The sequence below is a fragment of the Psychrobacter sp. AOP7-A1-24 genome, from assembly GCF_052376235.1.
In the GTDB taxonomy this organism is placed as follows: Bacteria; Pseudomonadota; Gammaproteobacteria; order Pseudomonadales; family Moraxellaceae; genus Psychrobacter.
On sequence record NZ_JBQSVM010000019.1, the window covers coordinates 37,771 to 62,334 of the forward strand.

A 24,564-nucleotide genomic window follows, 5' to 3' on the forward strand; every position below is an offset into this window, starting at 1 on the left:
TGGTTATCCCTTCTGCTTGACAGATTTGATTTAATAATATTGTTTAATATATTTTATGAAATAATGAAAGCGATACGTCGTACTATTATAGCTTACTCTGCTGTTGCCATTTCGATGTTACCTTCGAAACGGTTAACAATATCGACATTGCTAAAAAAGTTGTTAGTTACTGCATATTCTTTATAAATAGCCAAACGGCCTGTTTTTTTATCCGTAAAAGTAAACACATCTTCTGCTTTGGTATCATAGTCAGCATTAATAGACAACTGTTTATTGACACGTTCAACAAATTGCTTAGCTGTCTCGTTGTTATTATTAGCTTCTTTTAGCTGTGCACTTAATACTTTGGTCAGTTGATAGTCACCAATTTGAGCCGGTACGATAGCTACTATCAATTTAGTCGCAATACCCAAAAGCATAATAATGAGAACAATATTTGTCACACTGGCGCCGCGTTGCATAGCCAAACCAGATAATTGCTGCATTACGATATCCTTCTAAAGATAAATGACTATTTTGAGTAAGTATCTAAATAACAAATAGCTATTTATTAGGTAGCAACGATATTAGCATAAAACCATTATTGATGAATCAACTGATGAATAATCTTAATTGATAGCACCATTACGTTCAAAGGTCGGTAGGTTTAAGCCAGGTGGTTTATGCATCCAGATATAGACTGCTTTACCCGCTAGGTTTTCATCAGGAACAAAACCCCAAAACCTACCATCAGCGCTACGATCACGATTGTCACCCATCACAAAATACTGACCTTCTGGCACGTTAATACGCCATTCCGTACCCTCTGATTCGACCACCTCTGGTGACTGTTGCTGCAAAAATGGGGCGTATTGCGAGCTGTTCATACCGTCTAGGTAACGTACGAAGTGCTTGTTGTCACCTTGTATTTCTTCAAAATATTGTGCTGCGTCTTCTTCCTGCTGACCCATTGCAGAAGCACTTTCTTCTGTCAGTACTTGACCTGGACCAACCTGTCCTGGTAGATATAGCTGTGAAGTCAATTCAGCATTTGCCGCAAAATCTACAGATTTAGTCTCAACAGGCACATCATTGATAGACAACGTGCCTTGACTATAACTTACTGAATCGCCAGGCAATCCAATAACGCGTTTAATATAATAAATGCTCGGGTTTTCAGGATAGCGAAACACTGCCACATCACCATGCTCAGGCTCACCAGTATCTAGCACCTTATTATAAGTTAGCGGCAGACGCACGCCGTAAGCATACTTATTGACGGCAATAAAGTCGCCCGTATATAACGTCGGCACCATAGAGGATGATGGGATATTAAATGGCTCAATCAAAAATGAGCGTACTATTAATACCACTGCTAGCACAGGGAAAAAGTCATAAGCCCAGCGAACTAGTAAGCCTTCTTGACCTCGACCACGAGTCTTGCGCTGTTTAAGCGCTAGCTTGTCTAACAGCCAAACAATTCCTAGGACTATAGTTAACGGCACTAAAATTAAATTGAAATCAAAATCCATACCAAATTGCCTATTAACGAGCGGCTTATCTAACATCTTTATGATAAGACTCACTACATTTGACTGTTATCTACAATGACTATCTTAGAGTCCAATAATTAGCTATCAACTTGCAACACGGCTAAGAAGGCTTCCTGTGGGATTTCCACATTACCTACTTGCTTCATGCGCTTTTTACCTGCTTTTTGCTTAGACAGTAGTTTTTTCTTACGTGATACATCGCCACCATAGCATTTCGCTAGTACATCTTTACGCATGGCTTTTACCGTACTACGACCAATAATTTGACTACCGATAGCCGCTTGGATGGCAACATCAAACATCTGACGTGGAATCAATTCTTTCATCTTCGTGACCAGTGCATTACCACGATAACGTGCTTGGGTTTCGTGCACAATCATCGCTAAGGCATCAACTTTGTCACCATTGATTAGTACATCGACTCTTACTAATTTATCAGCTTGATAACGCTCGAAGTTATAGTCAAGCGATGCAAAACCTCGTGAAACTGACTTCAGGCGATCAAAGAAATCCATGACCACCTCGCCCATTGGGATATCAAATATCAGCTGTACTTGTCGACCCATAAAGCGCATATCAACTTGAACGCCGCGACGCTCAATACACATTGTCATTACATTACCTAGGTACTCTTGCGGTACTAGGATTTGACAACGGGCAATTGGCTCACGGAACTCTTCAATATTGTTTGGCTCAGGTAGATGTGATGGGTTATCTACATAGATCACATCGCCATTCTTTTTCTCAATTTCATAGATAACTGAGGGTGCCGTAGTAATCAAATCCAGATCATATTCGCGCTCTAAACGCTCTTGAATAATCTCCATATGCAGCATACCTAAGAAGCCACAACGAAAACCGAAACCAAGCGCATCTGACGTATCTGGCTCAAAAAACAGCGAAGCATCATTGATTTGCAGCTTTTGCAAAGCTTCACGGAATTTTTCAAAATCATTGGCATCAACAGGGAACATACCTGAATAAACTTGAGGAGTGATCTGTTTAAAACCTGGAATACGATCAACATCAGGCGTTTTAGAATGAGTAATGGTATCGCCCACTGGTGCGCCAGCAATGTCTTTAATACCAGCAATAATAAAGCCCACTTCACCAGCTTCTAAAATACCTGTATCGACAGGCTTGGGTGTAAATACACCGATAGAGCTTACTGGGTGTGCTTCTTTGGTCGATTTAATATAAATTTTATCGCCCTTTCTTACCGTCCCTTGACGTACACGCACCAATGAAACCACGCCCAGATAGCTATCAAACCATGAGTCAATAATTAAAGCTTGCAACGGTGCGTCACGTTCACCAGTTGGTGCTGGAATAAACTCGACCAAAGCCTCTAGCAGCTTATCGACACCTAGGCCAGACTTAGCTGATACACGCGGTGCGTCAACGGCATCAATACCAATGATATCTTCAATTTCTTGAATAACACGCTCTGGTTCTACTTGTGGTAAGTCAATTTTATTAAGTACGGCCATTACTTCTAGGCCTTCATCTACTGCCGTATAACAGTTTGCTACTGACTGTGCTTCCACACCTTGAGCAGCGTCAACAACCAATAGCGCGCCTTCGCATGCTGCTAAAGAACGTGATACTTCGTAAGAAAAATCAACGTGGCCAGGCGTATCAATGAAATTAAGCTGATAACGCTCACCGTTTGGGTGGTCATAGAACAGTGTTACTGACTGTGCTTTGATAGTGATACCACGCTCACGCTCAATATCCATTGAGTCGAGCACCTGCGCCTGCATCTCGCGATCTTGCAAGGCACCGCACATTTGAATAAAACGATCGGCAAGCGTCGACTTACCATGATCAATGTGGGCAATGATTGAAAAGTTACGAATATTGGCTAATGCAGTCACAAAGCGCCTACTAAATTAAAGGTGATAGAATAATAAAACTTAAAAATAAATACTGTCAGATGCAATAGATAATGTACTTGTACTTTGTTGAAAGTTAACAGCTATAACCAGCCAATTCGGCTATTACTGCTGTCTGAAATCCATAGCCAAGCACATTAGCTCTTATGCAAAGACATAAAAGAGTATTCTAGCAGTTTTCCACTGCAAAGTAAGGCGATTTTGTTAGAAGAGATGTGACTTGCAGATGAAATAGTAAGCTAAAAAAGTAAAAGCAAGAAGTAGCACGCTCGTTGTACCTAACTTGTTTCTGTAGAGACCATTTTAATTACCATAAAGTAGCTACTATGAACCTCTATAGAGAAAAGAAAACAAGCAGCTATGTTTAATGGGTTCAAGAGATATTTACATCTGTTGTTTCGCTACCAGTTTGGTAAAGATATTTATACATCCACGGCGATTTACCATAAAAAGCGCCATTTATCTGAGTCTGCTCTATTAGATATTCACGGAACCTTAAATAAAACTCGTTGTCCGGGCCCTTAGGCTGCTGCCAAAATTCATCAAGCGGCTTTTGATCTGTTAGCTTAGGAATATCATAAATTGCGCGACCCATCACCTTAGTCGGTTTCTTATGATAGACCGACTGCAAGCCTGTCGTACTATTAATCGTCACCATACCAATACTGTACTTCATCAATGTTGGCAGGTGCATATCACAACCATAGAAAACACGATGAGACACTTGATAACGTTCAGCTAGGCTAGCTACCAGCTCCCGATAGTCTCTATGACCCCGATCTAGTGGATGATGCTTAAACACGAGTAACTGTTTTTGTTTAGCGAACTTTGCAAAGCTTGCGATAGACTCATCAATGAACTGTACCACATCACGATAATCACTATGATGCGTAATCTGTGAGTCGTTATGCACTTGCAAGCTGATCAAGAAGTAGTTATTACTTTCTTGCTTGGTCAGCCTCTTCTGCAAGTGTTTATCTGGTAGATATCCTCGAATTTTCCGCCACGGTGCCTTCAACCAGGCAATCGCTTCTTGCCAAGCAGTCATACCTCGATAGTGCGAATAATGGGGATAGCGATTTTTATAAACCCAAGTAATAATGTAATAGGCGATGGCGGCGATACTTAAGCGATAAAATCGATTGTGCGTGTACAAAGGCTGATCATTGGCTTTCTTAAGTGCTTTAATCTCGGCAGTGTTTAGACGTGAATAACCGTTAATCCCATGTTCTTGTAAGGTAATATAATCAGGACGCAAATACCCTTCTTCAAAGACAAAGAATGAAACACCCAACCTTTCACTAATACATGCCGCTTGGGTATGATGTGGTCGACAATCACCAAAGCATACAATCGCATCAATATCATGCTCTTGGATAAATACCTGCAACCAAGAAGAAAATTGCGCTAATGTATTGGTATATTCGTAAGTATTATCGTGATGATAAAAAAAGGCATCGCCCGCATTGAAATTGATTTTGCTCACTTTAATGTCTTGTGTTTGCAAGAATGACGAAAAGCGATTAAAAAACCCACCCATTTTCCCTTGTAGTAGCAAGACATGACGATGAGTAAGCAAGTGAGACATCGAAGCTGCCATAGTACTGGACTACCATTAAATGAAAAAGTAAGAGATAAAAATGAGAAAGGTCGTGCAGTCATGCGAAGATACGTAACGTAAAAATGATTATACCGAAAATGCACCTATTTGTCGCAATACAATTATATGGTGCTCTTCTGATAAATTAGTGAGATATTTTACGTAGTTGCTGTTGCAATCGGTTACGCTGTTGCATAAAGCGTATGGTTACATATCTTTTAACTTTAGTGGGTAAAGATGAGGTCAAAGTCTTCACTGAATTATTTAAAGTATGAGTTGTTTCGGGCTCTGATTTATCATTTCTCTCAAGCAAATGTAAATCTCTTGGAGGGTATAAATAATCGATCACTTGCTCTACTTGTGCTAATCCATAGCCATCAGGTAGACGATACAACGGGTAACATATAAGGGCGCCATATATTAACTGTTCAAGAGACAAAGGTATGTCTCGTTCTCGCCTTTTTAGATAGTTGGCTTTAGGTAGTAACTTTTCATCAATATCTGTGGTCAACCCCCAACCTGCATAAAATGGCAGTCCATAACAGGTAACGTCCAGTCCACGTAGCAATGCTTCAAAACCAGTCAGTGAGCTGATCGTATGAACCTCATCCACCCATTCTAAACAATCGGGCATCGCCGTATCATAGGCAACCGCTTCAACCTGACGTAGATGGGCTTCTGATACTTTACCCGCTCGCAGTCCTGCCTCAACATCAGGATGTGGTTTATAAATCAAATAGGCATCTGGGTTATCTTGTCGTACACGTTCAATCAAATCACTATTTGTCTTTATTGTGGAGCCGCAGTATTGTACTGATAAATCATCCTCTACCTGACCGATAATAAGAACGCGGCGTCTCCCAGATATTTTGGCATCCTGCATCCACGAATTATTTTGGATGCTAGCAATATCTATACCGATCCCAACATTGTATTTACTTACACGCTGAGTAAGCAGTTTATTCCGCAGTGTGTTTACGCGAAGACGCTGTTCAGAACTCAGTGGTGGACAATTTTGCAGCAATATTTCTAAATCTGAAGGCTGGGTCGCATCGTAATAAATACCTTGTTTGTCTATCACAACAGACAGTGGTACCAGTAAAGTAGCGCCTAGACCGTTTGATCGGATAAAGCCATCTTCCATACAATAAATAGCTGGTGTATCCAAGCTTTGCTCAGCAAGCTTACTCTGTACTTGCTGACGTTTGGCCAAACCCCATACTAATAAAGGCTGTTGAAAATTGACACGGAAATGGTCTGGATGTAACAGGTTTTTTAGACGCGGTTTTGGTTTAATAAATAATATCGTACGTGGTAAATCGGTGAAAGCTCTTACAAACGGTAGCTTCCAACGGCTAAACTCATATACCGTCAAATCACCTTCAAGGCGCCCTTGCCAACGCCGATTGGTCACCAACCACTCAATGGCTATATCTATGTCACAAGCTTGTTTCGTTGCCGGATCTACATAACGACTATAATCAATATAGGCACTATAAAATAATACTTCCAGTGTCGTTTGAAGTGTCTTATGCGACGTTGCAGGAAACAGTGCTGAGTTCGATGAGTTCCTACTGTTTATGAATATCTCAGCTGATACTAAACGACGTTTTTGAACTGATTTAAGTAGGTTTTTAGGTGCATTAGTGTCATCAGTTAATCCCCATCCACTATACCAACTGACCCCGAAGCAATGCACTCTTTTGCCTAACATCAATGCTTCAAAGCCCATATGTGAGCTGACGGTATAGACATCACTTACTTGTTTAAGCAGCTCAACGGGATTTAGGGATTGAGTCAACAACCTAACGTTTTTAGGTAGTTTTAAGTTGGATAAATATCCTGATTTTGATGCAGGATGAGCTTTTATCCAAATATACGCGTTAGGATGATTGCGGCATGCAGACTTCAACATCTTTTTAAACTGACGTTTATTTGCACCAGCACCTTTAACAGAGGCGTCGCCAGCTACTTGGTCAATCAATAAGACATGTGATTTTGAAGCGTTTTTTTTCCCGTTAATATTTTCTTCAGCAATCAACTTATCCAACGACGGACAATCGATTATGGAATTATATTTACTAAGTTTTTTCTCGCATATACGCGCCATCAAATGACGAGCACGTGTCTTGTCTGCTGCACGATCGCTACTAGTACTCTTGGTACGCTCAACAATTAACTGCTCAAGGCGCGAGTGGCGCGTCATATCAAAGTAAATGCCAATGTCATCGACAACCACGCTTAAGCCATGGCGACTACTAATACCTGAATCCAATGAACGCAAAAATCCATCTTCAATACTTAAGGTATTCACGTCCTGACGGGTTGCAGCTTTATCAGCTCGTTGGAAGCTTTTCTTGTGCCCCCACCCAATAAATGCATCAGGTTGTGGTTTTTTCTTGCAATTTATCAGGCCTTTTTGCAAACCTGACCAAGGATACCAGCGCTGAATGTCAGCTTGTAGCACTTGCGAGAGTAGCAAGTTATTGCGACACATACCTTTACCAATCACTGCCAATGTCTTTGGTGATTGATACTTTGACGATGGCAAAAGTAGCGCATGATCAGAGGTAGACATAGTAGATACCTTGACTTCATTCGCTACTTCTTTTGCCATATCTTTAATACCTTTTCTTGTTAATTTTAGTGAAATTCATTCAATAATCATCGTTACGTCATGATTATTTAGCCGTTATAGATCTAAGACAACCTTGGCAGCAATGGCTAACTGATAAACGATCTGCGATAGACCACGAGCAATCTCTACACGCTTAGTTTTAACTTTCGGTAATACCATAATCTCATCACCTTGCTGGATACGATACGCCGTATTGACCACTTGACTAGCACCGTTCTGATGAACCACTAAAATATCTTTCGTATCAGCGTTGTCAGAGAAACCACCAGAGTTGGCTACGTAGTCCCCAACGGTATAGTCAGGATTGAAGGTAAGTGCCCCTTGTGCTCGTACTTGACCATTGACTGTAATGACTGACGTTTGAGCCGGTATCTCAATGATATCGCCTTGTTGCAGAATAATGTCCTGCCATGAGTTTGGTACAACAACAATTTGACCATCGGTTTCTACATTACGAGCTTTGGCAACGAACTGTTTGACCAATGCTGCATCATCTTGACGTAATGCTGCTTCCTCACGAGTCGTCGACTGTGTTGCTAAAGTCAGTTCTTCTAAACGATCGAGCGACTCATTAATCATACGTTTTTGTTGCTCAGCAACAGATTCACGGTAGATCGTTAAGTGAGTCAGTTTTGCTAGTGGACTTGGCTGCAATTGTGGCACGATATCTTTTAGACGCGCACCGTATGGTACGACCATTGCGCCATTACCAGTATGCGCACCTTTTACCTGCACAGCGATTGTACCTGCGTAACGATCCGACGTTACGACCATTTGGTCGCCATTATAAACAGGAACGTTTTGAGCTTCACTTAATGAATAGTATTCTGCCGTTTGTGCACGCCCTGCACTGCGAGTAATACTGACGTTAGTGGCATTGGCCGCTGGATTAGACACTTGCAATACATCACCAATAGTCAGATCATTCACATCAAACTCGAAGGTATACTCATTTTGAACTTCTCCACTAACAACAAACGATTTTTTCTGCGGTGCCACGGTGATGACATCACCATCACGAAAAGAGAAAGATTGCAGTTTACCTGCTAGTAGAAAATCATATAAGTTGACTTGTTGCAGCATTTGGCCATTGCGTTTGATTTGAATATCAATATAACTGCCGCGAGAAGGATCAACACCGCCTGCTCTATCCAAATAAGACAATACCGAGTCTGCTGCTAGACCACCATAATAACCCGGCTGCTTAACAAAACCTGTGACAAATACTTTGACTGGCTGTGCTTGCTCTAATGAAGCATAAACGCCAACATTTGAACGATAAATACGATTGACCGCGCTTTTGACCACATTTTGTAAGTTACCGTTTTGCACACCAGAAATACGCACTGGACCGACATTTGGTAAGAAAATATTGCCCTGTGGGTCAACAGTCATCGTCGCGGCATATTGATAAGCGCCCCACATTCTCACCTGAACGTTATCACCTGGATTAATTACGTAGCTATCATTAAAGGTAGATCCTGACGTTGTCGAGAATGCACCGCGAAATAACTGTTCGCCAAACATCATGTCTTGTGTATCAACGTCTTGGTAAGGACGAGTAGTATTGATTACTGATTGACTTGGCAAACTGGCAGCATTGACGGCTTCTTGAGCAGTTGCCTGAGCAGGTACATTGCCGGAGAACGCTTGTGTTGAAGCACTACTAGTGTTGTTACTAGTACCAAAACTAGATCCAGCTATCTGATTAGCAGCACTGTCTGCGGCCATAGCTGGTAGACTTGTTGCAATCATCGCCAAACTAATCATCATCACGATAGAACGTGGTTTCGTATTCATGAGTTATATTCCTTTACTGATCTATCGATCATTACTGATATCTGGTTTTCAAGACTAGCTACGGTGATCACGAACCACTGCCATCACGAGACGTACAAACCCATAAAGCATCAAAAGTAGCGCAAGCGATGTCCAAATGAGATAAGCTTGACGAGGATAGGTTGCATCTTCGGCTTCATAAGGCGTTGAAATCACAATCAAGTTTTTCATCTTCTTGAAAGCTTCTAGACGTGACTTTTCAAGCGACGACAACGACAATTTGTATAACTCGGTAGCAAAATCCACATCGGCTTTAATGGTTTCAAACTGTACCGCTTGTCGGTTTAACTTGGTTGTATTCGGCGAGGTCAATTTAGTCTGTTCTTGAGTGATTTGCTCTCCAACCGCCTTTATCTGACTTCTTAATGAAACGACTTGCGGTGCATCTGGATTTAGATAGCTGAGTAACTGACGCTCTTCGGTACGCAACGAACTCAATTGCGCTTGTAAGCTACCAATTAACTGATTAACGATTTGCGCATTGGCTTGTGGATCATAGATTTCATTTTCATTCTGATAGTTTAATAGCTGCTCTTTGGCGTCATTTAAGCGCTCTTCTGACTCGTCTAGCTGAGTCTCTGCAAACGCTAATTGATCGCGAGCCACTTCTTGTGAAATGCGGTTCACAAACTGTTCAGATTCACCTAAGATAGCTTTGTTCAGCTCAAAAGCATATTTTGAGTCAAAGCCTTCTGTTGATACCGAAAGCACATAGCTCTGCTCGTCGAGATCAATATGAACCCTTTTTTTGAAGTACTCAAGCAAATCCTCTTGCGAAGCATTTGGATCAATCTCATAGATAGGATCTGATCCATCCACATAATATGATTCACGAAATTTGAACTTATTGTCTAGGCGCTTAACCATGTCATTCGACAAGATGTATTCCGTCAAATAGGTCGCGTCTTCTTTACTAGTGCTATTTACGCCCAGCAGGGCCGATATCCCACCACCAGTGGCTGCACTAGAATCACTGACCTGTTTGACCACTACGTCTGCAGTCGAAACGAAGCGTGGATGAGCAAGGGTCATCACATAAAAGATAACGAGTATCCAAGGAAGGATCACCAAGCCGATAAACAGCGAGAAGTTAATTATCTTACTTTTTTGCTTTGTGGATATGCTTTTCATAAACCTCAATCGCTTCTGTTGTATCGTCAAACACGTGTGCGGTTTGATCCATTAATACAATACCAATATCACAGTTTCGTTTGATATCACCAATATTGTGCGACACTATTAAAAATCCAGCTTGTGCTCGTCGAGCGGCCAGTATCTCTTCACTACGCTTCCGAAACGCTGCATCACCTACAGCCCCAGCTTCATCTAGCATGTAGTAGTCAAAGTCAAAGGCCAAGCTTAGCCCAAACGTTAGTCGAGCTCTCATTCCTGATGAATAGCTCTTGACGGGCATGTCAAAATAATTACCAATATCAGCAAACTCTTCGACAAAACGAATTTTTTCATCGATATAAGGGCCACTTGAATATAATCGGCAGACAAAACGAACATTTTGACGCCCTGTTAAGCTACCCTGAAATCCACCTGCCACACCAACTGGCCATGAGATAGTAGAATCGGTAATAATCTCCCCCTGGTCGGGCTGATCAAGTCCACAAATAATACGTAGCAATGTCGATTTACCAGCACCATTACGGCCTAATAAACCTACACTTTTTTTATCACCAATAGTTAAACTTAAGTCTTTAAACAAATAATGGCGACCATTTTTCGTCATAAATGACTTTGAAACATTCTTAATTTCGATCACTGGTTCACCTTTTCTATCTTTGGACCCATAACTCGCCACATGACATTAACGAGATCGAATCATATCACGCTCAGCATACTTATAAAGTAGCAATCCTAAAAAATTGACCACAAACATCCACTCTAAAAAATACCAAATATCAATATGATAGGCTGGATAATTTGGCGCAAAAGCATGCCTCATAAGTTCAATATTATGAATAAAAGGGTTGTATAGCAGATAGCTGAAATACGGTTCGGGAATAACATGAATGGGATAGATAATACCAGAAGTAAAATACAATATAGTAAACAGTATGGTGATGACCTTACTGATTTCCCCTCCATAATATCCAACAACCATCATGATTAGAGCAACACCGAAGCTAAATATGAAGAATGTGATCCAACAAAATAAGACGACGTGCAGGTTTTCTAGACTGGCAGGAATATCAAAAAAAGCTAAGCCTAACAGTAATAATATGGACGTAAAGAAATAAATAATCAGTTCTAAGAATGAACGCGCAATAATCACATCGATATGTTTTATCGAGCGATACATCAGTAGACCTTTGTTCGCATCAACAGCACCTAACGCTCTGGTTCCTATCTTTTGAAACATTCGAAAAGGAACCATTCCGACAACTAGAAACAAAGGATAAGCCATTCCTGGCAAAGCACGCTCAATAATTACGCCAAATATCAATAGGAAAATTAGTACTTGGAGAAGTACTTCAAGGGGTGCCCAAAGATAGCCCAAACGATAACCACCAAAGCGCGTCTGTAGTTCACGCATTAGCAAGGCATGAAATGCTGCACCCATGACTTTTAGGCCACTTCGATGCTTAATGGGACGATAAGGGGGTAGTTGAACAGACATGGCGTTACAGGACTTTACCGAAAACAGCCCCTATGATAAGTAAGCGCGACATAAGTTACAAGAATTAATCTGTATATGGACGGATAAACCTATGATTTAGCAAGAAATCTGTAAATAATTGATTTGCAAAATGCTATACAACACTTTATTTCAGGCAAAAAAAAACCAATCTTGATAGATTGGTTTTTTTAGTACTGCTAAATATGGTGGCGATGAAGAGACTTGAACTCTTGACCTCACGATTATGAGTCATGCGCTCTAACCAGCTGAGCTACATCGCCATTTGAGGCTGCACATTATGCCCAAGCTGCTGACTGCCGTCAACCCCTAATAGGCATTTTTTGCAAAAAAATGATTTTAATACAGATTAATTGCAACGATTACTACAACAAACAATAAAAAAGGTTTGGTAAACCGATAAGCCGGGTTCTGTCGTGGACGATCATTCCTCTAGGCGTATCATCGCTAATACGCTCAAGCAACCTACCCGCATCGAACGCGGGCCGCGCCATGCCGATGCCTATTTGGTCTTGCTACGCGTGGAGTTTACCATGCCGTGAGATGTTGCCATTCACGCGGTGCGCTCTTACCGCACCCTTTCACCCTTACCGATAATACCCTAAGATACTAAAGGCGGTCTACTCTCTGCTGCACTGGTCGTCAAGTTACCCTGCCCAGCCGTTAGCTGGCACGCTGCCCTATGTAGCCCGGACTTTCCTCCCCTGCGCATCTGTTGCCAGTGTGCAGCGGCGATCGCCTAGTCTACCAAGCGCGCTAGTATAGCAAACTTATGACAGTATGCGGGGGTCTTTTGAATTTATTTTTGAGGACAATAACAAGTGGGTTAAACGAAATTTTCTGGCAGTATTTCAACATTGCCAACCAGATTACCTTTTAGACACGGAATCTGTAACCAATGCGCTTCGGGATAATAATTGTCTAAATACTTTCTTAGAAATTTAATAGTGCTATTTGCGATCTCAGTATCCGTTTGATCAGCATCATCGTGAATATGGTTATAAATTACGCTATGTACCATTAATCCACGCGATTTTATGGCTTCTAAACTCAGCAAAGTGTGATTGATACTGCCCAATCGACCAGAGGTGACCAAGACAATAGGATAGCTTTGCTCGGCAATATAATCTAACGTGAGTAAGTTCTCTGTAATGGGTACAAGCAAGCCACCCGCACCTTCTAGTAGTACTAAGTCATACTCAGCTTGTAATCGCTTGGTGGCACTAGTGATAATATCAGGATCAAGTGTTTCTCCTGATAACTTAGTAGCCAGATGAGGAGACGCTGGCTTCTTATAACGATGAGCACAAGTCGTAAAATCAAGGTCACATGGCTGTAAAGGAATGTCCATCAATTGACGATGAGTAACAATGTCATCAGCGATATTCATCTCACCATTAGCTGGATTGATCGATACGCCCGTTTGTACTAGCTTTTGAGTAATAACTTTTACACCTTGATGCATAAGCGCTTTAGCAAGCAACCCAGTAGCATAAGTTTTGCCAATATCGGTATCGATACCAGAGACAAATAAAACACTCATGATTGACCTCGGCTGTCTAAATATGTTCGCACAACTTTTAGCAGCGATTGGCATAAGGTAGTCAGCTCGTCATCAGTAATCACATAGGGTGGCATGATATACACCAGCTTTCCAAATGGTCTGACCCAAATACCATTATCAATCAATAAAGACTGAAAAATGGGCATATCAACTGCTTCATGCAACTCAATCACAGCAACTGCACCCAAACAACGTACCTCGACAACACCTTCTAATAACGCGGCTGGTGCTAGCTGCTGCTCCATAATGCATTGCATATTTGCAGTGCGCGCTTCGATATCATAAGACACAATTAAATCAATCGAGGCACACGCAACTGCACAAGCCAATGGATTGCCCATAAAGGTTGGGCCATGCATCAGGGCTGGATAATCACTATTATGGATGGTATCAGCAATTTTTCGGGTACATAACGTTGCGGAAAAAGTCATATAGCCACCCGTCAACGCTTTGCCGATAGTCATGATATCAGGACAGATAGCTGCATGCTCACACGCAAACAGCTTACCACTACGACCAAACCCAGTGGCGATTTCATCCGCAATCAATAGGACATCATACTTATCGCACAGTTGACGAAGCAATTGTAGATATTCAGGACTATAAAAACGCATTCCGCCTGCGCCCTGAATAATTGGCTCAATAATGAAGCCCGCCAGCTGCGCGCCATATTCTACAAAAAACTGAGCTAATGATTCACGCTCATCTACTGTCAATGCGCGCTCAAAGCCAATCGGCGGCGCAGGAACAAAATGCTGCATCGGTAACTGCTTACCATATAGGCTGTGCATACCATTGACAGGGTCGCAGACACTCATGGCATGCCACGTATCACCGTAATACCCTGAATGGGTTGACGCAAACTGCTGCTTAGATGGGCGCTTGGCAGCCACTTGATATTGCAGCGCCATTTTTAGTGCCACTTCCACGGCAATACTGCCACTATCTGCATAAAAAATCGCATCAAGTCCGGCAGGTACAATATCGAGTAATTTTTTACCCAAATCTATCGCCGGCTGATGAGTCAGTCCACCAAACATGACATGCGCCATTTTACCCAATTGCTTGGTAAGTGCTTCATTCAATTTGGGATGATTATAACCATGAACGCTCGCCCACCACGATGACATACCATCTATCAGGCGCGTGCCATCTTCGGTAATGATATAAATACATTCAGCACGATCAATAACAATATTGGAATAAGTGGGAGGTAGGCTAGCGTAAGGGTGCCAAAGATGTTGCTGATCGAACTCGCTTGCTACTTGAATGGGTTTGGTGCTCATGGTTTCCGTGGTCATCGTATTGTCCCTAAAACGTTGTGAACCTAAATACCATCAATCGCTTATCAATATTTTATTGACCCGTAATACGCTTGTATTTAGATAGTAAGTCGCTTTCAGTCTCGACATGATTGGGATCATGAGGAATACAGTCAACTGGACAAATTACAACGCATTGTGGCTCGTCAAAATGTCCGACGCATTCTGTACATAAGTCAGGGTCGATGACATAGATATCATCCCCTTCTGAGATGGCTTCATTGGGGCAAGCAGGCTCGCACACATCACAGTTGATGCACTCATCAGTGATTAATAGTGCCATGAACTGTTCCTTATATTTTTGCTCGTATTATATATATATCTGGCTGCTTTTGACTGTTTTAGCAAGTGCTAGTAAGATATTTTTTATTCAGTATCTTTGATACAGCACCTTTTATTTGATATTTAACTTCTCGTCAAAAGCTTGCAAGACACAGGGTGGAACGAATTTATTAACGTCACCGCCGAGCTTGGCAATTTCGCGAATCATGGTAGATGAGATAAATGAGTAATTTTGAGATGGGGTCAAAAATACCGCCTCAAAGTTTTCATCAAGCTCACGATTCATATTAGCTAGCTGAAACTCGTACTCAAAATCTGACATCGCACGCAATCCACGCAAAACTGCCGTGGCATTTTTTTCACGCATAAAATCCACAAGCAGCCCTTCAAAACCAATCACAGATACTTGCGGTAAATCTGCAAACACGGTTTCGACCAAAGCCACTCGCTCTTCAAAACTGAACAAGGGCTTTTTATGGTGTCCTGAGGCAACGGCAATGACTACCTCATCAAATAGTTTGGTGGCGCGTGTAACCAAATCCACATGACCATTGGTAATAGGATCAAAGGTACCAGGGTATAGGATTTTGGTATGTAATTTTGAGGAATTGGGAGAAATAGAGTGACTCATAGCATGACTAATATAATCGGTAATAGTAGGCTGTATGCTAGCAAATTTTGCTCAAACTTAATACTTATCTGCTACATTTGTCCTAACAGCTGATTTACCTTTTCACTAGAGGCTTTGATACAATAGGCAGTTCGACTCATCCTCTTATAGTAGAAATAAAAAACCATACTATTTATTGGATTAGGATGAGGAATTAGTGGGACTGATTAAATAAGGAGCCTGCGTTTTAGGTCATCTTTATGGAGAAATTATGTCAAAAAAATCAAAAAAGCCAGATAATCAGATTTGTGCCAATAAAAAGGCGCGTCATGAGTATTTTATAGAAGAAACCTTTGAGGCAGGACTGGCACTACAAGGTTGGGAAGTAAAAGCCATTCGCGCAGGAAAAATGACCATTACCGAAGCGTACGTCATATTCCGCAATAACGAAGCCTTCTTGTTTGGTGCTCATATTCAACCATTGATATCGAGCTCAACGCACGTTAGTCCAGACAGTATTCGCACTCGTAAATTGCTACTTAATCGTCGTGAAATCGAGAAGTTATCTGGAGCAATCAATCAGAAAGGTTATGCTTGTGTGCCGCTATCTTGCTACTGGAAAAACTCACTGGTGAAATGCCAAATTGGCCTAGCACTGGGTAAGAAGCAGCATGACAAACGCAAAACGCTAAAGGATCGTGACTGGGAACGTGATAAGCAGCGCGGTTTCAAACAGCATTTAGATTAATTAGTATTCAGTTAGTCTAAATAGAAAAGGACGGCTCAGTATATATTGAGCCGTCCTTTTTTTGATGTCTATAGCATTTTATAAATAATCATTTTGAACGCTAGTTGATAAAAACAGACTTTATAAGACAGGAGTGCTTTATAAAACTCAACCATCTACTCTATTATACTGCTTGCTCTTCTAAAGACAGTCTTGTCTTTCTACTAGCTTGACGTAACTGCCTAACACCATGAGCAATCAAACACGCAATCCCTAACCAAATCAAACCATAGCTATAAATCATCGCTGACTCAAACGGATTACCTAGTACGGTCACTGCCAAAATAAATAACAATGCTGGCTCCAAATAGCTCATCATACCGTAGACATTGACTGGTAGCATTTGACTGGCGTCAATATTGGTCTTCATCGCTAGCACACTGAGTATACCTAGCCCTATAAGCATCATGATAAAGAAACCAGAGCCGCTCACCAACACCAAACTACTAGGGGCAAAGAAGAACAAGTAAGCCAGAGCAAAAGGCACAAATATTGTTAAATCAACCAACAACCCAGTCACCGCTCCGATACCCTGCAAGCGACGTAAAATATAATAAACAGGATAAGTGCCGCATACCCATAGCGTTGCCCAAGAGACGCTTTGCGTACGGACGATTTCGCTACCCACTCCCAAGGCGGCAAAGGCTACTGCTAACCATTGCAAACGGCTTAGTTTTTCGCCAAAAAATACACAGCCAAACACCACCATCATTAACGGGAATAAGAAGTATCCCATTGCGGTTTGCACACCTTGCCCATTAACTGGCGCCCACATAAATAACCAAAACTGGCTAAGAAATACTGGTGTAGGTAATAGCAGCCACGCCCATTGCTTAGCGCCTTTTAGCACTCTTAATTTATCAATATGCAATCCCAGACGTCCACTTACCATTAAGTATCCTACCAACGCTGCCCACATCGCAAGCATACGCCAGATAAATACTTGCGTCCCTGACAACGGTGCTAAAAAACTGCTATACGCATAAAGTATGCCAAACAGTACATTGGATAATATAGCAAAAGACACCCCTAATATCAGTGTACGTTGTTGTGCGTTACCTGCCGTCCAAACCGCAGGTAATGGCAAACGTGAAGCAGTCGTTGCTAACGTATTAGCGAATGCATTGGATAGCATTGAGATAGACATGATGAGCACCGTAAATATTAATAGATGGTAGAAAACCAATTGTTAGCTCTTATTTTGTAAGTGGCTCTGATTGGTATAATCTATTTTACTAGAGTGCTTTGGTATATTATCTCTATATAAGTATATTTATGAATAAAATTATCAATTAAATATTATATAAATGATTATTTTCTTATATTGAAATTATTTTTGATAATATTTATGAAATATACTAAAAAATCTAATACTATTGAGGACGTCCCGATATGAGCCATACGTTAGATAATACTGATAAAGCTATTCTGAACTTGCTACAGGATGATGCGACGTTACCGCTTAAAACTGTTGCAGAGCGAGTACATGTATCCATTGCGACGGCGCAGCGGCGAATACAAGCGCTGATAGATAGTGATGTGATTACCAAACAAGTAGCTATCGTCAATCCTGACAAAGTGGGCTATGGTCTGACGGCAGTCGTGATGATAGAAATGGAGCGCTCTAATACCTCAATGCAGCATCGATTTGAGCGCTTGATGGATGCGCAATCACGAATCATGAGTTGCTATGAAGTATCAGGCGATTTTGATTTTATGCTGATGGTCAATGCAAAAAATATGAGCGACTATCATCAGTTCACTCGTAGCCTACTGACTTACGAAAATAATGTACGCAACTTCAAAAGTCAGTTTGTGATGAACTTCACTAAGAGTGGAACCAAAATCACCCTAGATTAATTATAATTTATCAGTCTCAGCTAAATTTACCTATCATATGGCAATTGATAATGAGTAGCTAAGTTGCCTCTAAACCCCGTACGATATCCCTCAATTTTCGTTGAAAATTAAAATCTAATCACTCTTTTGTAAGTCCATTTTTTAGACAAGGAAGCCCAACCATGACTGACCACGCAAGCGCTGCTAACAAAAATACTCGAGTACCACTCAAACAATCAAACCCAAAAAGGGTAATGGCAGGCGCTTTGTTTGCTACAGTACTAGCCAGCTCAGGCTGTGCTACTAGCTCACTATTAGATGATAACGGGCACGTCACTACAAACACGACAAAGCAGATATTGTCTGAAGATCAGATTGTTGCCTTTGGTCGTCCTGCACAGGTGTTACCAAAAATGCCAAACGCGTCGATGGTTATCGTGGGTGAAAAGAATAGTTATGTCCTCACTCAAGGTGGGACAGAGATGGTGAACTTACTAAGTAATCTGTCTCAAAAAAATATACAAGTGGATAATGACATGAGCTTTCATGTACCCAGTAACAATGGGTATTTTCAAGGTAAGATGAAATTGTCTTATGCCAAATTAAAAGACGAATTTAAGCGCTCAGACTATCAGTTCTTTTTACAAAACAACGGTAAAGAATGCACCTCAGAAAGCGACCAACGTATCAATGCTCAGCGCTTTTGTTTTAGCGTTCCTGTCAGAGGCGCTATCTATCCGCAAGTTAGTAATTTAGGTTTAATACAGTCAAGCTATCGCGCTTTGACCAAACCATATACGGTGAGCTTCTACACAGAAACTCAGCAAGATGTCGTCACTCGCAGCGGTCCAAATGGCGCGCAAAAGCTAGTACTGCTACCCTTTGCACTTGCTTTTGACGTCGTTACTTTCCCGCTTCAACTATTAGACTAGATAGTATGCTTTGAGGCACTTTATAAAGGACACGTTACCGAAAAGTCTTCCGTACTCAACCGTAACGTGCCCATTTAATATCTTAAAATAACTTTTCGACCAGTTTTTTCGGGTAGCTTTGTTTCGCTGTTTCTGCCGCTTGAAACATCATCTCATCTGCTTCGACAGGGCCGGCAACATCGCACAAACAAACATAGGCTAGTTGCATCAAGTTATTTAATAGATGCTCGTTGTCTGGTACAAATGGGCGATTGCCTTCCAAAAACTGCCTGATATTGAGGTGATGCCCTTTGAAGGTGCGTTCCTGCGAAACAGTTTGGTGCATCGTCAGAAATAGGTTGCGACTTTCTATTTCTGATAACTGACTGCGCAGCGCTTCTATAACGGTATAGAATGTCAAAACCAGCTCAGAAACAGGTATTAGCGCTTTGATTGTTTCGTTATGACTATTATGACTATCAACCTCAACGGTCTGCTGACTGTCCGATTGCAACGTATCCCAAAAACCTTTGCGAATATCGGACTTATAAGCTTGTAGCTCAGGATAGCGCCTTGTCGCATCCAAGACGCACTGTTGCATCATTTTTACAGAGACAGTCGAGTATCGTTGCCACTGCGATTTAAGCAGTCTCACTTCTTCAGGATGTAGATATTCGGCCAGTACCTCTGCCATCGCAGTCACAGCTTGGTCTACGGATTGAGTATCAATGTTCATCAGCTCTCTCCTATAAATGCCGCTCAGTTAAACTCTTAGAATCAAACATCTGCTTTTGGAACTCAGGGTAACCAAGCTCTGCATGCTCGGTATAATCAAGGCCTCGCTGCTCATGTAAGCGGCTTGCTTTTAATCCAAAGCTTAGATCAATCAGCTTATACATAATCAGACCCAGTCCCAGCCCCCAACCTAATGCTACGCCGACGCCCAATGCTTGAACACCGAGCCGTGATAAGTTAAATAAATCTCCTGTATAAAATAATCCTGCTGCAAGCGTACCCCATGCCCCGCCAAAACCATGTACTGCGACTGCCGAGACCACATCGTCTACCTTAAACTTTAATAGCAATTGCGATGATAAGATATAAACGAGAGAAGCAACCCCGCCGATAATAACGGCAAAGACAGGCGTTGTAGTCGCGCAGCCTGCGGTAATCGATACCAAACCAATCAAGCTAGCATTGACACTGTCACTCAACAAAATGGCTTTATTGAGTGTTCGAGAGATAAGTATGTAACACACCACAGCGCTCACTGCAGCGACAAATGTATTGACTGCGATTAAGCCAATGTTGCCAGTAATAGACAACGTCGAACCAGCATTAAACCCGAACCAGCCAAACCATAAGATAAACCCACCAAGTGCTAGCAATGTCATATTATGACCTGCGATTAGTCTTGGTGTGCCATCAGGTGCAAAGCGGCCCAATCTTGGGCCAATGACTAAGATACCTGCCAACGCCAACCAACCACCAATAGAATGCACGACGGTAGACCCAGCAAAATCGATAAAACCAAGCTCAGTTAGCCAGCCCGTACCACCAAAATAACCACCCCATACCCAGCTCGCAAATACGGGATAAATGAACAAACAAATCAAACATGCAGCGACTGCGTAGCCGATAAAAGAGACGCGCTCTGCCATTGCACCACTAGCAATCGTCACCGCTGTCGCTGCAAACATCATCTGAAAAAACATCAATGCCCAGTCCATATTGGACAAATCGACTGGCATAAAATGATCCGTACCGACAAATCCTGAATTATTGGTACCCATCATGAGCCCGAAACCAACTAAGTAGAATGCCAAACCACCGATACACATGTCGGTATAGTTTTTCATCATCACGTTTACTGCATTCTTTGCGCGTACGGATCCGCTTTCAAGTAGAGCAAAACCTGCCTGCATAAAGAAGACCAGTACCCCACCCCAGATAATCCACGCGATATTCTGATATTCGAGTAACTGTGCGACTGTCAATGTTTCGGTATCAGCAGCTTGGGCGTTACCCATTGCTGCAAACAATAATGTACTCAGTAGCAGCCTATTACTTAGCGAGGATTTTAATAGTTTTAATAATATTCTTATCATGTCTAGTCCAACAGACGATGCTCTCATTTTATCTCCAAACACTTATCCAGCTATTTAAATGTTATCGATGCACTATTTTTACTCATTCATGCACACAAATAAGCCCTAACAGGGTTGGAGCAAAACCTGTGCCAAAACCTACTATTAGAAATTCAGGAGAGTTGTAAATATAAGAGAACAAATGACCAGCATCAGGCTTGTTAGTATTTTGATAATTATGCTTGCGAAGAGGTAACTATGAATCAAACTAGAAGAGAAATAACGCTTAAAAAATATTTTAAAGAGCTAGAGTGTGTCATCAGTTAGGTTAAAAGGCTCAAAATGAGAAAAATTGTAGATAAACGAAAAAGAAATTGCCATTGATATGATGATTATGCTCAAGCTGTTTTTGTCATCATCTAGCTCGGCTAATAGCTTACTTTGCATGAGCAGTTTATCTTATGCTATCAATAACTTATCATTCATCGCCCATCATAGAATAGGTCGCATAGTGAAGACAATTCATGTTAAAATGAGCACTTTTAAATTCGCCTTTATTATCACTAGGTAATAAGGGACGTATTTTTAGTGCCATTTTTCTAATTAACAGGTCCGCCCATGTCTGCCGATACCATCGCCCGCACTGCCTTTAAACAAGGCACCAAGCCACTTTATGATTATGACAAACACTGGGCGAGCTGCTATGAGCCAGCGCCTTATCTACCGATGAGCCGCAAAGAGATGGACGATCTAGGCTGGGATGCTTGTGATGTCATCATCGTCTCAGGCGATGCTTATGTTGATCACCCCAGTTTTGGTATGGCAATTATCGGTCGCTTACTCGAGTCGCAAGGCTTTCGTGTGGGTATCATTGCTCAGCCAGATTGGAAGAGCAAAGACGCCTTTATGGAACTGGGCAAGCCTGTGTATGCGTACGGTGTGACCGCGGGCAACATGGATAGCATGATCAACCGTTATACCGCAGATCGTAAAATCCGTAGTGATGATGCTTACTCTCCTGGCAACGTGGCAAACAAACGCCCTGACCGTGCGGCGATCGTTTATAGCCAGCGCTGCCGTGAAGCCTACCCTGATGTGCCTATTATTTTGGGCGGTATTGAGGGTAGCTTACGCCGTATTGCTCATTATGATTACTGGTCGGATAAGGTGCGCCGTAGTATCTTGCTAGATGCGCGTGCGGATGTCTTACTCTATGGTAACGCTGAGCGTGCCATCGTCGATGTGGTACATGGTCTATCGAAAGGCTATAGCTTTGAGCAAATGAGCAAGCTGCGTGGTACTTCTTACCTGTTGACACCGACTCGTCGTCATTGGCAAGCGGACATGACAGAAGTCGCCAGTAACGATGTCGATACCGTTGGCCGTGTCGATCCAATCATCAACCCTTATGTGATGACCGAAGATGTCGATCAATGCTCGATTGAGCAAGAAAAGCCATCAGACTCGCCTGTTGGGCAAGCCATGCCGTCATCAATGTCATCACAGTATCAGGGTTTTGTCGCTGAACCAGTCACTGATAAAGTCATCAACGCCGATCAAGTCGATACCGATACCCAAGTGGTACAGATGCGCGGATTTGACAATGTGTTTGATAAGCCAAAAACCGCCCGTAAGCATAAGATTAAGATGCCACCACGTGAAGAGACGGTGATTCGTCTGCCTGATTATGAGCATGTCAAATCTGACCCTGTACTCTATGCCCATGCCAACCGCATCTTGCATCTAGAGACTAACCCGGGTAACGCACGTGCGCTCGTACAGCGTCATAGTAGCGGTGCAGGTAACTCGCATACCTCTATCGATGTTTGGCTCAATCCACCACCGATTCCACTCTCAACTGAAGAGATGGATTATGTGTTTGACTTGCCGTATGCTCGTCTACCGCATCCAAGCTATGGCGATGCGCGTATCCCTGCTTATGACATGATTAAGTTTTCGGTCAATATTATGCGCGGCTGTTTCGGCGGTTGTACGTTCTGCTCGATCACTGAGCACGAAGGTCGTATTATTCAAAACCGTTCAGAATATTCAATTTTACGTGAAGTGGAAGCGATTCGTGATACCGCACCTAACTTTACAGGGGTTATCTCTGATCTTGGCGGACCAACAGCCAATATGTATCGTCTGAACTGTAAAGATGACACCATTGAAAAGAACTGTCGTAAACCTTCTTGTGTCTATCCTGATGTCTGCGAAAACTTGATCACCGATCACAGCAATTTGACCAAGCTGTATCGCAAAGCCCGTGACATCAAAGGCGTGAAAAAGATCCTGATTGCTTCAGGCTTACGTTATGACTTGGCAGTAAAAGATCCTGAATACGTCAAAGAGTTGGTCAGTCACCATGTCGGCGGTTATCTCAAGATTGCCCCTGAGCACTCAGAAGACAATGTACTGTCGAAAATGATGAAGCCTGGTATGGGCAGCTACGATCAATTCAAAGCCATGTTTGAGCAGTTCAGCCAAGAAGCAGGCAAAGAGCAATATCTGATTCCATACTTCATTGCCGCTCATCCGGGTACCAAAGATGAAGATATGATGAACCTTGCGCTTTGGCTAAAGAGTCACGGCTACCGCGCTGACCAAGTACAGGCATTTTACCCAAGCCCGATGGCGACTGCGACCACCATGTACCACACGCACAAAGACCCACTACATAAGGTCAGCCGCAGTGAAGGTGACATGGATATCGTCAAGTCTGGTAAGCAGCGAAAACTGCATAAAGCTTTCCTTCGCTATCATGACCCGAAAAACTGGGTACTGCTACGCAAAGCGCTACAAGATATGGGCCGTAGTGACTTGATTGGTAAAAATCGTGGCTGCTTGATACCGCCATTTAACGCTCACCTAGAAGGCCGTGATGCCGCGCAAGACAGCTATCAGTCAGCACGCAAAAAGAACAGCCGTCTTGGTAATGACTCAGTGAAGCGCAGTAACGGCTCGTCAAACCGCAATGCATCAGCGAAAGGTACAGCGGGTAAGAATACTGT

At 42.2% G+C, this 24,564-nt stretch carries 20 protein-coding genes, 1 tRNA gene and 1 other RNA gene; 4 read left to right on the top strand and 18 right to left on the bottom strand.

Translation table 11 applies throughout. From position 1 onward, the window contains the following. Positions 1-92: 92 nt before the first annotated feature. From ACT3QQ_RS08275 to coaD, 15 genes are all read right to left on the bottom strand, one after another. On the bottom strand, positions 93-485 hold the full coding sequence (locus tag ACT3QQ_RS08275) for a DUF4845 domain-containing protein (protein WP_444521065.1): 393 nt from the start codon (positions 483-485) through the stop codon (positions 93-95). A 123-nt stretch (positions 486-608) separates the two neighbouring features. Then, positions 609-1,511: a signal peptidase I gene (gene lepB, locus ACT3QQ_RS08280; protein WP_444527628.1), complete on the bottom strand. Its 903-nt coding sequence runs from the start codon at positions 1,509-1,511 to the stop codon at positions 609-611. Positions 1,512-1,609: 98 nt separating this feature from the next. Next, entirely contained in the window at positions 1,610-3,409 is a 1,800-nt protein-coding gene (gene lepA / locus ACT3QQ_RS08285; protein ID WP_444521063.1) for a translation elongation factor 4, read from the bottom strand. 391 nt (positions 3,410-3,800) lie between these two features. After that, positions 3,801-5,027 carry a capsule biosynthesis protein gene (locus ACT3QQ_RS08290; protein ID WP_444523643.1) on the bottom strand — a complete coding sequence of 409 codons (1,227 nt, stop codon included), beginning with the start codon at positions 5,025-5,027 and terminating at the stop codon, positions 3,801-3,803. A gap of 145 nt (positions 5,028-5,172) precedes the next feature. Further along, entirely contained in the window at positions 5,173-7,644 is a 2,472-nt protein-coding gene (locus ACT3QQ_RS08295) for a capsular polysaccharide biosynthesis protein (RefSeq protein WP_444527629.1), read from the bottom strand. Between the two features lie 75 nt (positions 7,645-7,719). Continuing rightward, the gene (locus ACT3QQ_RS08300; protein WP_444527630.1) at positions 7,720-9,465 is read right to left on the bottom strand and encodes a polysaccharide biosynthesis/export family protein; all 1,746 of its coding nucleotides are present in this window, start codon (positions 9,463-9,465) and stop codon (positions 7,720-7,722) included. A gap of 54 nt (positions 9,466-9,519) precedes the next feature. After that, positions 9,520-10,635, bottom strand: a complete 1,116-nt coding sequence (locus ACT3QQ_RS08305) for a capsule biosynthesis protein (RefSeq protein WP_444521059.1) — start codon at positions 10,633-10,635, stop codon at positions 9,520-9,522. After that, the gene (locus tag ACT3QQ_RS08310; protein WP_444527631.1) at positions 10,604-11,242 is read right to left on the bottom strand and encodes an ABC transporter ATP-binding protein; all 639 of its coding nucleotides are present in this window, start codon (positions 11,240-11,242) and stop codon (positions 10,604-10,606) included. The genes ACT3QQ_RS08305 and ACT3QQ_RS08310 overlap by 32 nt, the downstream gene beginning before the upstream one ends. A 78-nt stretch (positions 11,243-11,320) precedes the next feature. Further along, on the bottom strand, positions 11,321-12,133 hold the full coding sequence (locus ACT3QQ_RS08315) for an ABC transporter permease (RefSeq protein WP_444527632.1): 813 nt from the start codon (positions 12,131-12,133) through the stop codon (positions 11,321-11,323). A gap of 204 nt (positions 12,134-12,337) precedes the next feature. Then, positions 12,338-12,414: transfer RNA gene (locus ACT3QQ_RS08320), tRNA-Met, on the bottom strand. Positions 12,415-12,535: 121 nt separating this feature from the next. Next, positions 12,536-12,902: RNase P RNA component class A (gene rnpB / locus ACT3QQ_RS08325), an RNA gene on the bottom strand. Positions 12,903-12,977: 75 nt separating this feature from the next. After that, complete coding sequence (gene bioD / locus ACT3QQ_RS08330; RefSeq protein ID WP_444527633.1) at positions 12,978-13,694, bottom strand: dethiobiotin synthase; 717 nt, start codon at positions 13,692-13,694, stop codon at positions 12,978-12,980. Continuing rightward, complete coding sequence (bioA, locus tag ACT3QQ_RS08335; RefSeq protein ID WP_444527634.1) at positions 13,691-15,016, bottom strand: adenosylmethionine--8-amino-7-oxononanoate transaminase; 1,326 nt, start codon at positions 15,014-15,016, stop codon at positions 13,691-13,693. Before bioA ends, bioD begins: the two co-directional genes overlap by 4 nt. A gap of 55 nt (positions 15,017-15,071) precedes the next feature. After that, positions 15,072-15,320, bottom strand: a complete 249-nt coding sequence (locus tag ACT3QQ_RS08340) for a YfhL family 4Fe-4S dicluster ferredoxin (protein ID WP_021814308.1) — start codon at positions 15,318-15,320, stop codon at positions 15,072-15,074. Positions 15,321-15,431: 111 nt separating this feature from the next. Further along, positions 15,432-15,950 (bottom strand): pantetheine-phosphate adenylyltransferase, encoded by a 519-nt coding sequence (gene coaD / locus ACT3QQ_RS08345; protein ID WP_444521053.1) that lies wholly within the window; start codon positions 15,948-15,950, stop codon positions 15,432-15,434. Between the two features lie 250 nt (positions 15,951-16,200). Between coaD and smpB the strand changes: the two genes are divergently transcribed. Beyond that, positions 16,201-16,677 carry an SsrA-binding protein SmpB gene (gene smpB / locus ACT3QQ_RS08350; RefSeq protein ID WP_444521052.1) on the top strand — a complete coding sequence of 159 codons (477 nt, stop codon included), beginning with the start codon at positions 16,201-16,203 and terminating at the stop codon, positions 16,675-16,677. A 163-nt stretch (positions 16,678-16,840) separates the two neighbouring features. Here smpB and rarD read toward each other — a convergent pair whose 3' ends face one another. Further along, positions 16,841-17,863 carry an EamA family transporter RarD gene (rarD, locus tag ACT3QQ_RS08355; protein WP_444527635.1) on the bottom strand — a complete coding sequence of 341 codons (1,023 nt, stop codon included), beginning with the start codon at positions 17,861-17,863 and terminating at the stop codon, positions 16,841-16,843. Positions 17,864-18,108: 245 nt separating this feature from the next. Here rarD and ACT3QQ_RS08360 point away from each other — a divergent pair, with 245 nt between their 5' ends. Both ACT3QQ_RS08360 and ACT3QQ_RS08365 read left to right on the top strand, forming a co-directional pair. Then, on the top strand, positions 18,109-18,576 hold the full coding sequence (locus ACT3QQ_RS08360) for an Lrp/AsnC family transcriptional regulator (protein WP_444521050.1): 468 nt from the start codon (positions 18,109-18,111) through the stop codon (positions 18,574-18,576). Positions 18,577-18,737: 161 nt separating this feature from the next. After that, positions 18,738-19,487, top strand: coding sequence for a hypothetical protein (locus ACT3QQ_RS08365; protein WP_444527636.1), 750 nt, complete (start codon positions 18,738-18,740; stop codon positions 19,485-19,487). An 82-nt stretch (positions 19,488-19,569) separates the two neighbouring features. Here ACT3QQ_RS08365 and ACT3QQ_RS08370 read toward each other — a convergent pair whose 3' ends face one another. Together ACT3QQ_RS08370 and ACT3QQ_RS08375 are read right to left on the bottom strand one after the other, a co-directional pair. Continuing rightward, complete coding sequence (locus ACT3QQ_RS08370) at positions 19,570-20,202, bottom strand: hypothetical protein (protein ID WP_444527637.1); 633 nt, start codon at positions 20,200-20,202, stop codon at positions 19,570-19,572. A 10-nt stretch (positions 20,203-20,212) separates the two neighbouring features. Beyond that, entirely contained in the window at positions 20,213-21,496 is a 1,284-nt protein-coding gene (locus ACT3QQ_RS08375) for an ammonium transporter (RefSeq protein ID WP_444527642.1), read from the bottom strand. 675 nt (positions 21,497-22,171) lie between these two features. On the opposite strand from ACT3QQ_RS08375, the gene ACT3QQ_RS08380 reads away from it, so the two are divergent. Beyond that, the coding region (locus ACT3QQ_RS08380) for a YgiQ family radical SAM protein (RefSeq protein ID WP_444527638.1) at positions 22,172-24,564 on the top strand (2,393 nt) is incomplete at its 3' end.